Raw genomic sequence first — 14231 nt, 5'->3', positions numbered from 1 at the left:
CGGTGGCGAGTTCCCGCATCGCGGCGGGGTCGTCGCGAGGGACCGGCGGCGGGGCGCGACCCGGACCGCCGCCGGCCCCGGTCACCGGGGTGTCGGCCGTGACGTGACGGACGTCCGTGTCAGCTCTTCTTCTGGTCCTTCCACTCCGCCTGGGCCTTGTTCAGCTCGTCGGCCATCTTGTCCAGGAAGGCCTTCGCGGTGGTCTTGCCGAGGAGCACCTTCTGGAACTCGGGCTCGTTGTCGGCCTTGCTGATGGTGTTCCAGTCAGGCAGGTAGTACGGGAGCTGGACGATGCTGGTGGAACCGTCGGTGAGGGCCTGGGCCGCGAGCTTGGTCGGCTCCGACTTGGAGATCCAGGCGTCCTGGGCGGCCTCCGTGTTGGCCGGGATGAGGCCCGCCGTCTCGTTGAACTTCGAGTTCGCCTCGTGGGAGGCGGCGAACTCGATGAACTTCCAGGCGGCCTCCTTGTTCTTGGAGCTCTTGAAAAGGCCCAGGCCGTCGACCGGGTTGGAGACCTGCACCCGCTTGCCGCCGGGGCCGGTGGGCTGCGGAATGCCGCGGAACTTGTCGGTACTCAGCGCCTTCACGTGGTCCTGGTAGGAGCCCAGGTTGTGGTTCAGCATGCCGATGGTTCCGGAGTCCCACTGGGCGACCATCTTGATGAAGTCGTTGTTGAGGTCGGCGGACGGGGTGACCTTCTTGAAGAGGCCCGCGTACTTCTCCAGCGCCTGGACGTTCTTCGGGTCGTTGAGCGTGGTCTTCTCGCCGCTCGGGTCCCAGAAGGACGTGATGCCGGACTGCCCGTACATCGCGTCCATCGCCTGCGCGATGGATCCGGCACCGCCGCGGATGGTGTAGCCGAACTCGTTCTTCTTGGCCGCGGTGAGCTTGTCGGCCGCCGCGTAGAACGTGTCCCAGGTGGTCGGCTCGGCCAGGTTCGCCTTCTTGAACAGGTCGGTGCGGTAGTAGAGGACGCCGTTGTTGGCGGAGACCGGGACGTTGTACATGTGCTCGTCGGAGCCGCCGGCCGCCTTCACCGACTCGACCATGCTCTTGTTCAGCTTGCCGTCGAGTGAGGACTCGGCGGTCCGGTCCTCCAGCGGCTCCAGCGCGTTCTGGGCGGCGATCCCGGCGAGCATCGCCGCGCCGACGCCGCCGACGTCCGGCAGGCCGCCGCCCTGGATGGCGTTGTCGTACTTGGACTGGGCCTCTGGGGCGGCCACCCCGACGTACTGGACCTCGATCTCCGGGTACTTCTTCTCGAAGTCGGCGATGATCTCCTTCCAGATGTCGGTGCGGACGCCGCCGTTGTTGTCCCAGAAGACGACCTTGCCCTTGCCGCTGCCTTCGTCGCCGGAGCTGCTGCTGCTGCCGTCGTCACCGCAGGCGGTGGCGGTCAGGGCGAGCACCGCCGCGAGGGACACGGCTGCTGCGGCACGCCCCCGCTGCGTCGTGGAGATGTTCATGTCGGTTCTTCTCTCTGGTTTCTGTCGGTGCTGCGCATGCGTGGGAGTTCGGTGGTGGGCACCTTGCGGGGCCCAGCCGTCCTCGCCGCCGAGGTAGTCGGACACCTGGTGGTGGGCGGCGTCTGCGGCGGACATCTCTGGTCGGTCGGGGGTGCGGGTCAGGCCGTGGTGCGGAAGTCGGTGAAGTCGGCCGTCCCGGCGGGTCCCGTCCCGGTCGGTGCGGTGGCGAAGAGTCCGAGCAGTGCGCCGACCCAGCGCCACGGGGCCGCGGCGAAGGGCTGGCCCGAGGACCGGAACCCGGCCCCGTCGCCGGTGTCGGCAAAGAAGTGGCAGCGGGCGCCCTGAGTGACCTCGATGCGGAGCCGGGCGCGTCCTTCGGGTGCCGGGTGGCTGTGTTCGGCGTCCCGTTCGTGTTCGGCCACGCTCTCGGCGTACCGATGCACGAGCCGTATCCCACCGTCCTCGGCCCGTTCGAGACCGATCCAGCTGAACGCGTCGCCGAGCACGGCGAGCCCCGCCTTGGCCCCCGCCTCCTGGCTGCCGAGGGTGATACCGACCTCGGCGGTGAAGGTCTCGGCGGGCAGCCGCTGGACCAGGACGTTGGGCAGGGCGCGCAGATCGTGCGCGTACGCCGTCCGTACGCAGCTGAGCCGCAGCCCGTCCCCTGCGTGCTCGACCGTCCAGCCGGGCCGGTGGTTCGCCGTCCACTGCCACTGCCTGCCGTACCGCCCGCCGGGGAAGCCGTCGCTGGACGCCGGGGCTTCGGGGGGCTGCTCGGGGGCGACGGGTTTGGGGTGGACGGAGACGGGTTCGCCGTGGTCGCCGAGGACCGGCCAGCCGTCCGTGTCCCACCGCATCGGCTGGAGATGGACGACTCGCCCGTACGCCCCGCGCTCCTGGAAGTGCAGGAACCAGTCGTGCCCTGCCGTGGTTCGAACCCAGCCGCCCTGGTGCGGCCCGTTGACCGAGGTGCGGCCCTGGGCGAGGACGACACGTTCCTCGTACGGTCCGAAGAAGTCCCGTGACCGGAAGGCCCCCTGCCACCCGGTCGTCACACCACCGGCCGGGGCGAAGATCCAGAACTCGCCGTCGTGCCGGTAGAGCTTGGGGCCTTCGAGAGTGAACCAGCCCGGGATCCGGTCCGCGTCGATCAGGGTCTTGCCCTCGTCGAGGAGTTCGCGTCCGTCGGGGCTCATCCGGTGGCCGGTGATCCGGTTCTTGATGCCGGAGCGGGACTTCGCCCAGGCGTGCACGAGGTAGGCCTCGCCGGTCTCCTCGTCCCACAGCGGACAGGCGTCGATCAGTCCCCTTCCCGCCTTGACGAGATGCGGGGCGCTCCACGGACCGCGGACGGACTCGGCGTTGATCTGCTGGATGCCGTGGTCCGGGTCGCCCCAGAAGATCCAGAACCGGCCGGCGTGGTGCCGGAGGGAGGGCGCCCACACACCGCAGTCGTGGCGGGGCACGGCGAAGTCGGCGGCGGGTTCCAGGCGGTCGAGTGCGTGGCCGACGAGCGTCCAGTTGACCAGGTCGCGGGAGTGCAGCAGCGGCAGTCCGGGGACCCGGCCGAAGCTGGACGCCGTGAGGTAGTAGTCGTCGCCGACCCGGACGACGTCGGGGTCGGACCAGTCGGCGTTCAGGACGGGGTTGCGATAGGTGCCGTCGCCGAGGTCGGCGGTCCAGGGACGGCTCACGCGGTCACCGCCCGGCGGACGTACGCGGCCGCCGTCGCCCGGTCCAGCCGGCCGTCCGCGATGACGGTGACGACGCGGCGTACCACGGTGGCACCGGCCGGGACCGGCAGCCGCTCGGCGGCGGCGAGGGAGGAACCGACGCCCGGGTACTGGGTGGTCCGCACGAACCACGGGTCACGCCGGGTCTCGTCGGTCGCTCCGGCGAAGACGAGGGTCCATCCGTCGCCCGTCATGGCCACCCAGTCGGCGACCCGCCCGTGGACCGCTTCCTCGCCGTCGCCGATTCCGTTGAACACGGCGGGCGCGGCGGGTTCCTTCGGGGCGCGCCAGAAGAAGCCGCCGTATCCGGCGCCGGGGCGGCCGTTGGTGGCGGGGCTGCCGATGGAGAGGTCGTCGGTGCCGCAGTTGGTGAGCGAGAAGGAGAAGTCCAGCGCCCAGGCGGTGTCGGAGAGTTGAGCTGCGGCGACGGTGCGGTGCTCGCGCAGCAGCTCGGTGTGGTCCGCCTCCCAGCTGAGCTCCTCGACGAAGCCGTCCGGGTCGCGGAGCTTCCAGCCGAGGTGGCGCTGGACCCCGTGGTTGTCGAGCTCGGTGGGGCCCTGGTCACGGACGAAGGTGCGGCCGCCCCAGAAGTTGTGCCCGGCGACGTCCGGAACGGCGACGGAGGTGCCCAGGTGGTGGAGGTGGTCGGCGGGGCGCTCCTCGGTGACCTGGACGCCCGCGAGGGTGGTGACCGGGTGGAAGTAGGGGCGGCCCTCGGGCGTGGGGAGATAGGTGTACCGGCCGACGGGGCGTCCGGCGCAGCTCAGGAGTGCGGATGTGGGGGTCACGATGAACTCACCTCGGTGGGGAGCGCCCAGGGGACGCCGAGTTCGGAGAAGAGCGTGAGGCTGTCGGCGCCCGCCGCGACCAGGGCGTCGATGCCGCGGACCACCCGGCGCGCTCCGGTGGAGGCGGTCGCAGGCTCGGTGTGCCAGGCGTCGGAGGGCAGCGCGACGGGCTCCGGGGCGGTCCGTACGGCTTCGACGACCCGCATGAAGGCCCCGGTGCGGTGCGGGGGCACCAGGAGTTCGGCGCGGCCCGCGAGGTGTTCGACGAGGTTCTCCAGGAGGTCGGTCCGCCCGTGCACGGCCTCCTCGGGGCCGTGTCCGGCGCGCTGGACGAGAACCCGGTCCTGCTTGTACCAGAAGGTGATCCGGCCGCGGTCGCCGTGGACGATGACGTACGGTTCCCCGGCCTGTTCGGCGCAGAGGGTGACGGACGCGGTGACCGGCAGCCCGCCGGTGGTGGTGATACGGACGGATGACGTGTCGTCGGCCTCGATGTCGTGGGCGCGGAACAGCTCGGTTTCGATGGCGGCCACGTCGTCGGCGGTCCCCGCGCCGGCGAGTTCGAGTGCAGTGGCGACGGCGTGCGCGAGGGGGTTGGTGAGGACACCGTCGACGACGTCGACCGTGCCGATCCTGCGCCGCCCCGCCCAAGGGGCCCGCCGGTAGTAGGCGTCGTCGCGGACCCAGGCGCCCGCGGCGCCTATGCCCAGCACCGTGCCGAGGGCGCCGGAGCCCATGACTTCGCGGATGGCGGCGACGGCGTGCGAGCCGAAGGACTGGAAGCCGACCTGGCAGGCGATGCCGGCCGACCGCACGCCGGTGAGCATCCGCTCGAAGTCGGCGTACGTAGCGGCGGGCGGCTTCTCCAGCAGGAGGTGGACGGAGCGGGCGGCGGCGGCCAGGGCCAGTTCGGTGTGGGTCTGGATCGGGGTGCAGATGACGGCGGCGCGAGCGCCGGTGGAGTCGAGGAGCTCCCCGAAGTCGGACGACTGGACGGGAAGTTCACCGGCGAAGGGGGCGAGTTCGTCCTCGGCCAGCGGATTCAGTTCGCAGATGCCGACGAGACGGACGAGGCCTTTGTGCTGCAGGCGGCGGATGTTGGCGAGATGCCAGCGTCCGTGACCGCGCGCGCCGGCGAGGACGAGCGGAACGGGCGTCGGGGTGGTGCTCATCCGGCCCTCCAGCCTGCGAGCAGCGCGGCAGCGGCCACGGAAGGTCGTACGAGTCTTTTACGTGTAGGCGGTGTTGAGGGAGTTGTGGTCATCGGGGGAGGTCTCCTCGACCGGGCAGAACGGGGGCGGCAGGGCGCTGCGGAAGGGCTGTCAGCCCTTCACGGCACCGGCACTGAAGCCGGTGATCAGCCACTTCTGGATGAAGGCGAAGACGATCACCACGGGGACCGCGGCGATCACGCCACCCGCGGCGAGCGCCCCCAGGTCGACGCTGTCCGCGCCGATGAGGGTGTTCAGGCCGACCGGGATCGTCTGCTTGTCCTGCTCGCTGAGGAACATCAGGGCGAACAGGAAGTGGTTCCAGCTGTGCACGAAGGCGAAGGAGCCGACGGCGATCAGTCCGGGCCGCAGCAGCGGCAGCACCACCGCGCAGAAGGCCCGGAAGCGCGAGCAGCCGTCCACCCAGGCCGCCTCTTCCAGCGTGGCCGGGACGTTCTTGATGAAACCGCTGATCAGGATGATGGAGAGCGGCAGCTGGAAGACCGTCTCGGCGATGACGACGCTCCCCAGGGAGTTGATCATCTGGAGGTTCTTGAAGATCTCGAAGAGCGGTACGAGCATCAGGGCGCCCGGGATGAACTGCGAGCAGAGCAGCGCCAGCATGAAGCCGTTCTTGATCCGGAAGTCGAACCGGGCCAGGGCGTATCCGCCGGCGAGGGCGACGAGCGTGGTGGCGATCAGCGTGCAGACGCCGACGATCATGCTGTTCTGGAAGAAGACGGCGAAGCTGCGCTCGGTCCAGACCTTCGAGAAGTGCTCCCCCGTCATCGGCCACGGCACGAGCGAGGTGGATCCGGTGGGCCGGACGGCGAAGAGGAACATCCAGTAGAACGGGATGAGGGTGAAGAGCAGATAGATGCCCAGCGGCACGTAGATCTGCCAGCGGGGTACGTCGTCGAAGGCGCGCTCACGCCTGCGGCGGCGCACGGTGGGCGGCGGGGTTTCCCGTGCGGGCTCCGCGACGGTTTCGGTGTGCTTCTCGGCGAGTGCGGCAGTCACTTGTGGTCGCCTCCGAACTTGCTCAGGCGCAGGTAGACGATCGAGCAGAAGAGGAGGATCACGAAGGCGACGGTGGTGAGCGCGGAGGCGTAGCCGAAGTCGTGGCCCTCGATGCCGGTGTTGGCGACGTAGAGCGGCAGGGTGGTGGTCTCGCCGGCCGGTCCGCCGCCGGTGAGGGTGTAGAGCAGGTCGACGTTGTTGAACTCCCAGACGCCGCGCAGCAGCGTGGAGAGGATGATCGCGTCCCGCAGGTGCGGCAGGGTGATGTGGAAGAACTGACGCATCCGTCCGGCGCCGTCGACCGCTGCCGCCTCGTACAGCTCCTTGGAGACGGACTGCAGGTCGGCGAGGATGAGGATGGCGAAGAAGGGGACCCCGCGCCAGAGTTCGGCGACGGTCGCGGCCCAGAAGACGGTGCCGGTGTCCGAGAGCACCGAGGTGCCGTAGTCGCCGATCCCGGCGTCCGTGAGGTAACGGCTGAAGCCGGTCGAGGAGTTGTAGAGCAGGATCCAGATGGTGCTGGTCAGCACGCCGGAGACGGCCCACGGGGAGAAGACCATGGCGCGGGAGATGCCCCGGCCGATAAAGGTCTGGTTGACGATGAGGGCCAGCGCCAGGCCGAGCGTGAGCTGGAGCGCGACCTGGGTGACGACCCACTGGGCGCTGAAGCCGAGCGTCGTCCAGAACTGGTCGTCGTCGGTGAAGATCCGGGTGAAGTTGTCGAAGCCGGCGAAGCCGTTCCGCCACGGCTTGGTGACGTTGTAGTTCTGCAGGCTGTAGTAGAAGACGCTGACCACCGGGTAGGCGATGAAGCCCAGCATCAGCAGCCCCGCGGGGGCGATGAGCAGATAAGGCAGTCGGCGGGGGTTCGCGGAGCGGCGCCGGGGCACCTTGGGCGGTGTGGCCACGGCGGTGGCTTGGGCCATGACACGTCTCCGTTCTGAGGGAGGTGCGGGTGGTGGTGCGGGTGACGGCGGTGCGTGGAGTGCGCAAGCGCTTACCGCATGCTGTTCGGTATGTCGAACAGGTGGTGCGCCGGAATTCTCGGTGGGGCGGTCAGCCCGCGTACGGGTCGGGCACTTCTCCCTGCCGGGCCAGGAAGGCGAAGTCACAGCCGGTGTCGGCCTGGGTGATCTGGTCGTGGTAGAGCGCGCCGTAACCGCGCTCGTACCGGGTGGCCGGCGGCGTCCAGGCGGCCCGCCGGCGCTCCAGCTCCTCGTCCGGCACGTCGAGATGGAGCAGGCGCGCCTCGACGTCCAGGGTGATCAGGTCACCGGTGCGGACGAGCGCGAGCGGCCCGCCGACGTACGACTCGGGGGCGATGTGCAGCACGCACGCCCCGTAACTGGTGCCGCTCATCCGGGCGTCGGAGATCCGCACCATGTCCCGAACGCCCTGCTTCAACAGATAGTCGGGGATCGGCAGCATGCCGTACTCGGGCATCCCGGGGCCGCCCTTGGGTCCGGCGTTGCGGAGCACCAGGACATGGTCCGGGGTGAGGGCGAGCGCCGGGTCGTTGATGGTGCGCTGCATCTCCTTGTAGTCGTCGAAGACGACCGCGGGTCCGGTGTGCCGCAGCAGTTCCGGTTCGGCGGCGATGTGCTTGATGACCGCGCCGTCGGGGCAGAGGTTGCCGCGCAGCACCGCCACGCCGCCCTCCTCGGCGAGAGGGTTGTCCCGCTCCCGGATGACATCGGAGTTGTGCACGAGCGCCCCGTCGAGCTGCTCGCGGAGCGTGTCGCACGAGACCGTCGGCCGGTCCAGGTGGAGTACGTCGGTCAGCCGGGCCAGGAATCCGGGCAGCCCGCCGGCGAAGTGGAAGTCCTCCATCAGGTACGCCCCGCCGGGGCGGAGGTTGGCGAGGACGGGGACCGTGCGGGCGATCCGGTCGAAGTCGTCGAGGGTGAGCTTCACTCCCGAGCGGCCCGCCATGGCGATCAGATGGATGACGGCGTTGGTGGAGCCGCCGAGCGCGAGGACGGTGGCGACCGCGTCCTCGTACGCCTCCGCGGTGAGGATCGACGACAGCTTCCGCTGCCGCCACACCAGTTCGACGATCCGGAGCCCGGACTGCGCCGCCATCCGGTCGTGCCCGGAGTCCACCGCCGGGATCGACGAGGCTCCCGGCACCGTGACACCGAGCGCTTCGGCGGCGGCCGTCAGGGTGGACGCCGTACCCATCGTCATGCAGTGGCCGGGCGAACGCGCAAGTCCGTTCTCCAGCTCGCCCATCTCGCAGTCGCCGATGAGCCCGGCCCGCTTGTCGTCCCAGTACTTCCACATGTCGGTGCCGGAGCCGAGGACCTCGTTGCGCCAGTGCCCCGGCAGCATCGGTCCGGCCGGCACGAAGACGGTCGGCAGGTCGACGGACGCGGCGCCCATCAGCAGCGCGGGCGTCGACTTGTCGCAGCCGCCCATCAGCACGGCGCCGTCGACGGGGTAGGAGCGGAGCAGCTCCTCCGTCTCCATCGCGAGCATGTTGCGGTAGAGCATCGGGGTCGGCTTCTGGAACGTCTCCGAGAGGGTGGAGACCGGGAATTCGAGCGGGAATCCACCCGCCTGCCAGACGCCCCGCTTGACCGCCTGCGCGCGGTCGCGCAGATGGACATGGCAGGGGTTGATGTCGGACCAGGTGTTGAGGATCGCGATGACCGGCTTGCCGAGATGCTCCTCGGGGAGGTAGCCGAGCTGCCGGGTGCGGGCCCGGTGACTGAACGAACGCAGCCCGTCCGTCCCGTACCACTGGTGGCTGCGCAGCTCCTCGGACCCGATCCTTCCGTCCTCGCCCGTCATATCGACCACCCGGCGACCTCGTCGGCGACCTCGTCGCGCTGCGCCTGCGGCAGCTCCCGGCTGGGCGGGCGGACATCGCGGCGGCAGAGTCCGAGCGAGGCCAGGGCCTCCTTGACGACCGTCACATTGTTGGCGGACTGACGGTCGGCGCGCAGTTCCTCGAAGCGGCGGATCCGCTCCCAGACCTTCATCGCCGCCGCGTGGTCGCCGGCCCGCAGCGCCTCCAGCATGGCGAGCGAGACCCCGGGAGCCACATTGACGAGTCCGGAGGTGAAGCCGGTGGCGCCGGCGGAGAAGTAGGCCGGCGCGTACAGCTCGGCGAGACCGGCGATCCAGACGAACCGGTCCAGTCCCGCGTCCCGGGCGAAGGCGGCGAACCGTGTGACGTCCGGGACGGCGTACTTCACACCGATGACGTTGGGGCAGCTGTCGGCGAGCCCGGCGAGTGCCTCCCCGCCGAGCTGCGGGTTGCGGATGTACGGGACGACGCCGAGCCCGGGGACGGCTTCGGCGATCGCCCGGTGGTAGTCGACCCAGCCTTCCTGCGAGACGTACGGGTGGACGGGCTGATGGACCATCACCATTTCGGCGCCGGCGTCGCGGGCGTGCTCGGCCGCGGCCACAGCGGTCGGCACGTCGTGCCCGACCCCGACCAGGATCGTGGCACGGCCGCCCACCTCGTCGATGGTCAGCTCGGTGACGGTGCGCCGCTCCTCGGGGGTGAGCGCATAGAACTCCCCGGTGTTGCCGTTCGGGGTGAGGATGCGTACACCGCCGTCGAGGAGCCGCCGCAGCAGGGCGCGGTGGGCGGCCGTGTCGATGGTTCCGTCCGCGGCGAACGGGGTCACCGGGATCGCCACGACATCTGCGAGGGCCGCCTTCAGCGGTGTGAGGTCCATGCGGACAGGCCTTTCGTCGGTGTGCTGGTGGTTCACGCCCCGTCCCCCTCGGTCTGCACTCCGGCGGGGAAGGCGCGGCTGACGAACGACGCGATGTGATCGCGCAGGGCCGCGGCCGCGGCGTCCGCGTCGTCGGCGAGCGCGAGCCGCAGGATCTCCCGGTGCTCGGCCGCCTCCCGCTCCCAGGACGGGGTCGTCGCCCAGGCCACGGTCGACACGAGCGCCGCCTGGTCGCGGACCTCGTCGAGCATCCGGGCCAGCAGTGGGTTGCCGCAGGGCAGGTACAGCGCCCGGTGGAAGTCGCGGTTGGCGAGCGACCGGTCGGCCTTGTCACCGGCGGAGTCGGCCCGCTCCAGGGCTTCCTGGGCCGCGTCGAGCGAGGCCCTGCGCGTGATGGAGCGGCGCAGCGCCTCCGGCTCGAGGAGCAGCCGTACGTCGTACACCTCGCGGGCCATCTCCGCGTCGACAAGCCGCACGGTGACGCCCTTGTACTGGCTCATGACGACGAGCCCGGTACCGGCGAGGGTCTTCAGCGCCTCACGCACCGGGGTCTTGGAGACCCCGAACTGTGCGGCGAGTTCGGTCTCGACGAGCGCCTGCCCTGGTCTCAGCTGCGCCGTGAGGATCGCGTGCTTGATCGCCTCCAGCACGTACTGGGTGCGGGACGGAATCGGGGTGGGCGCAAAGGTCATGGGTGAAGGGCTCTCGCATCTCACGTATCGCGTCTCATATATGACGTACGAAGTACGACGCGATGAAGCTAGAGGTGGGCCGAATGTTTCGTCAACGCTTCTGACAGAAGAACTTTTCGACGACCTCGGTGTAGGGCATCTGCCCGATGCCCCGGCCCGTCCTTAGTCGCCAGCATGAGTTCCTGACGGAACCGCAGGTCAACGACGTACGGGAGGCGCGATGGCAGGGGCGGCGGCAGGAAAGGTGCTGCGGGACCGCAACGCCGGGCTGTATCTGACGGCGGTGGTGGTCTCCGGCTTCGGGACGTCCGCGATGTGGCTCACCGGCGGGATCTGGGTCAAGTCCCTCACCGGGTCGGACAGCCTGGCGGCGCTCGCCGTGTTCGCCATGTGGCTTCCCGTGCTGACCGGTCCCGCACTCGGCGCGGTCGCCGACCGGTTGCCCCGCAAACCCTTGCTGATCGGGGCCAGTCTCACCATGGCGGGGCTGCTCACCTCGCTGCTCGCGATCGATTCGGCGGAGCGGATCTGGATCCTCTTCGCGGTGCTCGTGCTGTACGGCGTGAGCGGTGTGCTGATGGACTCGGCCGAGTCGGCGCTCGTCGCGCACACCGTCGATCCCCGGCTGCTCGGCGACTTCAACGGGTTCCGGATGATCGCGAACGAGGGCATGAAGCTCCTCGCACCACTGACCGGCGCCGGGCTGTACGCGAGGTTCGGCGGCGGCGCGGTGGCGCTCCTCGACGCGGCGTCGTTCGCCCTGGCCGCCGGGGTCTACGCACTGTTGCGGGTACGGGAGCCGGCCCGGCCCGCCCGCACGGACCGACGGGGTGAACTGGCGGCGGGAATCCGACAGGTGTGGGGGTCAGCGGTGCTGCGGCCGCTGGTGCTTGCGGGTGCGGCGACGATGCTGTGCGCCGGGCTCAACGGGGCCGCGCTCTACGCGGTCGTCGACGACGGGCTCGGGCACTCCCCCACGTACGCGGGCGTGCTGTACGCGGTGCAGGGCGGCGGGTCGATCGCGGCCGGGCTGCTGGCCGGCCCACTGCTGCGGCGCCTGCCGGAGCGGGTGTTCACCGCGGCCGGGATCGCCCTGTTCGCGCTGGCGGTGGGGGTGCGGGCGCTGCCGTACGACGCGGTGGCGCTGGTCGCGAGCGCCGCGATCGGGGCGGGGCTGCCGTGTGTACTGATCGCCGCGATGACGGCGGTGCAGCGGGAGACGCCGGACCGGGTCCTGGGCCGCACCAGCGCGACCGCCAACTCACTGATGATGGTGCCGAACGCGGTGGCGCTGGCGCTCGGCGCGGGGCTGGTCGCCGTGCTGGACATCCGGGTGCTGCTGCCGCTCATCGGTGCGGCGGGCCTGCTGACGGCGGTCCTGCTGGTCACGGACCGGCGAGCGGGGTCTCCCCTGCTCGAACGGAGTTGAGAGTTCGGGGATGACTGACGGGCACCCCCACCGGTCCGCGTCCGTCATCGACCGAGGCGTGAAAGCGCCTCGGCGACGGCCCCGATGTCCGGGTCGGATGCCAACCCGGCGTGGTACAGGCGCAGTTGGTTCGCGCCGAGCGAGGCCGCGTGAACGGCGTCACGCTCCAGCGTGGCGGGGCTGCCGCCCATGCCGGTGACCACGGTGAAGTTGGCGGCCACCACCCCCTGACGTCCGGCGAACGGGCCGAGATACGTCTCGCGCCGGGCGTCACCGCCCGTGCAGGGCAGCACCACACCGTCCGCCACGCCCATGATGTGCTGCGGGTCGACACCGACGTTCGCACCGGAGCGGTACGGGGCGGGGTCGGCGTGCAGCAGCACCTGGAAGCCCGCTCCGGCCGCCGCACGCACCGCGGCGACCGCGGACTCCTGGAGCGTACGGGCGACCCGGCCGCGCCACTGGAGAGTGGCGGCGGCGAGATCGGCGCCGAGAAGCTTCTCGACCCCCGACCAGCCTGCCTCCGCGGAACCGGAACCGGCCCAGGCGGGCTCCAGGGCCGCACGCACGGCGCCGCTCAACTCGTCCGGGTCCAAGCCGTGTTCGGTGTAGCCGGTCCGGCAGTCGGGACAGAAGCAGAGCGACATCAGGTACTGCGCCGCGTCCCCGAGCCCGACTCCCGCGATCTTGTCGTGGGCGTGCAGATGCGCGAAGCCGTACCAGCCGCAGGACTCCAGTTCGGTGCCGCGCGCGCCGTCGCGCACCGCCGCCTCCGCGGCCAGGTCCACGAGGTACGCGCGGACCGCGGGCTGCGCGATGCAGGGCGCCCAGGGGTAGCGGTCACCGTACGCGTTGACCACCGAGGTGTCCGGATGTTCCGCGCCCAGACGGGAGTTGTGCGCGAGAACCACCCAGCTGTGCACCTCCAGACCGGCGTCCGTCAGCGCCTGAGCGGCCTCGGCGTACGCATCGTCCGAGGCCACCCAGGACTGCGCGTGGGGGCGCAGCTCGCGCCCCGCCCACCGCCCGGGGTCCGGCGGGTACAGCACCGCGGCGTGCTCGGCGGTGACGATCCGGCGACCGGGATGACGCGGGGTCAGCGCCCGGGTGGAGTGGTAGGCGGCGGCGAGTGTCACCTGCTGGACGCCGAGGTCTGCGACCCGGGCTGCCGCGCCCGGGTCCCCGACGACGTCCCAGGGGTAGAGGAAGGCGGAGGACCTCATCCGCGCTCCCCGGACGCAGCCTCTTCCTGCCCGTACTTCTCCAGCAGGGCGCGGCCGCGCTCGATGATCGCGGCCAGCTCCTCGACGTGGGCGGCGGGCGGCTCCGTGAGCGGGCTGCGGACGTCGCCGACCGCCAGGCCCTCCAGCCGGACGGCAGCCTTCACCAGTGAGACGGCATAGCCGCGGCCCTTGGCGCGCAGTTCGACGAGCGGCCGGTAGAAGTGGTCGAGCAGTGCGTTGACCAGCTCGTCGTCGCCGGATTCCAGCGCCCGGTAGAAGGCGAGGGCGATGTCGGGCGCGAAGGCGAAGACGGCGGAGGAGTAGAGCGTGACGCCGATGCCGCGGTAGGCGAGGCCGGTGAGCTCGGCGGTGGGCAGCCCGTTGAAGTACAGGAAGTCCTGGCCGGGCAGTTCGGTACGGACGGCGCTGACGATGCGCTGCATCAGGTCGAGATCGCCGTAGCCGTCCTTGAGGCCGATGATGCCGGGCGTCCGGGCCAGGGCGACGACGGTCTCCGGGGTGAAGACGGCGTTGTCGCGCTGGTAGACGATCGTCTCCAGACCGGTGGCGGCGGCCAGCGCCGCGTAGTGGCCGAGCAGCCCCTCCTGGTCGGCGAAGACCAGATACGGGGGCATGGCGAGGAGTCCGTCCGCGCCCGCCTCCTCGGCGAGCTTCGCGTACTGGATCGCGAGGGCCGTGCCGTATCCGGCGCCGGCGACGACGGGCACCTCCCCGGCGGTCTCCTCGACCGCCGCGGCGACGACGAGCCGGAACTCCTCCGGCGCCAGCGCATGGAACTCGCCCGTGCCGCAGCAGGCGAAGACGGCAGCCGCACCTGCGTCGATCCCGCTGCGCACATGCGCGCGGAAGGCGTCGAGGTCCACGGCGCCATCCGGTCCGTAGGCGGTGACGGGGAAGAAGAGCGGCCCGGCGACATGGGTGAGTCGGGCGGCAAGGGGGGCTGAGGTCACGTGCGC

General features: G+C 70.7%; 12 protein-coding genes. 1 reads left to right on the top strand and 11 read right to left on the bottom strand.

Features of this window, described 5'->3' with window-relative positions; genetic code table 11:
- Positions 1 to 119: 119 nt before the first annotated feature.
- The 9 genes from ACFU6I_RS06065 to ACFU6I_RS06025 form a co-directional block, all read right to left on the bottom strand.
- Positions 120 to 1466 carry an ABC transporter substrate-binding protein gene (locus tag ACFU6I_RS06065; protein WP_384362229.1) on the bottom strand — a complete coding sequence of 449 codons (1347 nt, stop codon included), beginning with the start codon at positions 1464 to 1466 and terminating at the stop codon, positions 120 to 122.
- A gap of 158 nt (positions 1467 to 1624) precedes the next feature.
- Positions 1625 to 3160: a family 43 glycosylhydrolase gene (locus ACFU6I_RS06060; RefSeq protein ID WP_384362152.1), complete on the bottom strand. Its 1536-nt coding sequence runs from the start codon at positions 3158 to 3160 to the stop codon at positions 1625 to 1627.
- Positions 3157 to 3987, bottom strand: coding sequence for a PmoA family protein (locus ACFU6I_RS06055; protein WP_384362149.1), 831 nt, complete (start codon positions 3985 to 3987; stop codon positions 3157 to 3159). The genes ACFU6I_RS06060 and ACFU6I_RS06055 overlap by 4 nt, the downstream gene beginning before the upstream one ends.
- Positions 3984 to 5159, bottom strand: a complete 1176-nt coding sequence (locus ACFU6I_RS06050) for a Gfo/Idh/MocA family protein (protein ID WP_384362146.1) — start codon at positions 5157 to 5159, stop codon at positions 3984 to 3986. Before ACFU6I_RS06050 ends, ACFU6I_RS06055 begins: the two co-directional genes overlap by 4 nt.
- 150 nt (positions 5160 to 5309) lie before the next feature.
- Complete coding sequence (locus tag ACFU6I_RS06045) at positions 5310 to 6218, bottom strand: carbohydrate ABC transporter permease (protein WP_384362143.1); 909 nt, start codon at positions 6216 to 6218, stop codon at positions 5310 to 5312.
- Entirely contained in the window at positions 6215 to 7144 is a 930-nt protein-coding gene (locus ACFU6I_RS06040) for a carbohydrate ABC transporter permease (RefSeq protein ID WP_384362140.1), read from the bottom strand. Before ACFU6I_RS06040 ends, ACFU6I_RS06045 begins: the two co-directional genes overlap by 4 nt.
- A gap of 130 nt (positions 7145 to 7274) precedes the next feature.
- Positions 7275 to 9011 (bottom strand): L-arabinonate dehydratase, encoded by a 1737-nt coding sequence (gene araD, locus ACFU6I_RS06035; RefSeq protein WP_384362226.1) that lies wholly within the window; start codon positions 9009 to 9011, stop codon positions 7275 to 7277.
- The gene (locus ACFU6I_RS06030) at positions 9008 to 9910 is read right to left on the bottom strand and encodes a dihydrodipicolinate synthase family protein (RefSeq protein ID WP_384362137.1); all 903 of its coding nucleotides are present in this window, start codon (positions 9908 to 9910) and stop codon (positions 9008 to 9010) included. Before ACFU6I_RS06030 ends, araD begins: the two co-directional genes overlap by 4 nt.
- A 32-nt stretch (positions 9911 to 9942) precedes the next feature.
- On the bottom strand, positions 9943 to 10602 hold the full coding sequence (locus ACFU6I_RS06025) for a GntR family transcriptional regulator (RefSeq protein WP_384362134.1): 660 nt from the start codon (positions 10600 to 10602) through the stop codon (positions 9943 to 9945).
- Between the two features lie 220 nt (positions 10603 to 10822).
- On the opposite strand from ACFU6I_RS06025, the gene ACFU6I_RS06020 reads away from it, so the two are divergent.
- A complete protein-coding gene (locus ACFU6I_RS06020; protein ID WP_384362131.1) occupies positions 10823 to 12031 on the top strand; it encodes an MFS transporter in 1209 nt (402 codons plus the stop codon).
- Between the two features lie 44 nt (positions 12032 to 12075).
- Here the strand turns inward: ACFU6I_RS06020 and ACFU6I_RS06015 are convergent, their stop codons facing one another.
- Positions 12076 to 13254: a hypothetical protein gene (locus ACFU6I_RS06015; protein WP_384362128.1), complete on the bottom strand. Its 1179-nt coding sequence runs from the start codon at positions 13252 to 13254 to the stop codon at positions 12076 to 12078.
- A complete protein-coding gene (locus tag ACFU6I_RS06010; protein WP_384362125.1) occupies positions 13251 to 14225 on the bottom strand; it encodes a 5-dehydro-4-deoxyglucarate dehydratase in 975 nt (324 codons plus the stop codon). Before ACFU6I_RS06010 ends, ACFU6I_RS06015 begins: the two co-directional genes overlap by 4 nt.
- Positions 14226 to 14231 lie beyond the last annotated feature (6 nt).

This window comes from Streptomyces sp. NPDC057486 (assembly GCF_042802415.1).
Classification (GTDB): domain Bacteria; phylum Actinomycetota; class Actinomycetes; order Streptomycetales; family Streptomycetaceae; genus Streptomyces; species Streptomyces yanii.
This window is presented reverse-complemented; position numbering and strand designations above follow the sequence as displayed.

Excerpts from the sequence above, each read along its gene's own strand:
- ACFU6I_RS06065 (WP_384362229.1), bottom strand. The coding sequence starts at position 1,466 with ATGAACATCTCCACGACGCAGCGGGGGCGTGCCGCAGCAGCCGTGTCC.
- ACFU6I_RS06050 (WP_384362146.1), bottom strand. The coding sequence starts at position 5,159 with ATGAGCACCACCCCGACGCCCGTTCCGCTCGTCCTCGCCGGCGCGCGC.
- ACFU6I_RS06040 (WP_384362140.1), bottom strand. The coding sequence starts at position 7,144 with ATGGCCCAAGCCACCGCCGTGGCCACACCGCCCAAGGTGCCCCGGCGC.
- araD (WP_384362226.1), bottom strand. The coding sequence starts at position 9,011 with ATGACGGGCGAGGACGGAAGGATCGGGTCCGAGGAGCTGCGCAGCCAC.
- ACFU6I_RS06030 (WP_384362137.1), bottom strand. The coding sequence starts at position 9,910 with ATGGACCTCACACCGCTGAAGGCGGCCCTCGCAGATGTCGTGGCGATC.
- ACFU6I_RS06025 (WP_384362134.1), bottom strand. The coding sequence starts at position 10,602 with ATGACCTTTGCGCCCACCCCGATTCCGTCCCGCACCCAGTACGTGCTG.
- ACFU6I_RS06020 (WP_384362131.1), top strand. The coding sequence starts at position 10,823 with ATGGCAGGGGCGGCGGCAGGAAAGGTGCTGCGGGACCGCAACGCCGGG.
- ACFU6I_RS06015 (WP_384362128.1), bottom strand. The coding sequence starts at position 13,254 with ATGAGGTCCTCCGCCTTCCTCTACCCCTGGGACGTCGTCGGGGACCCG.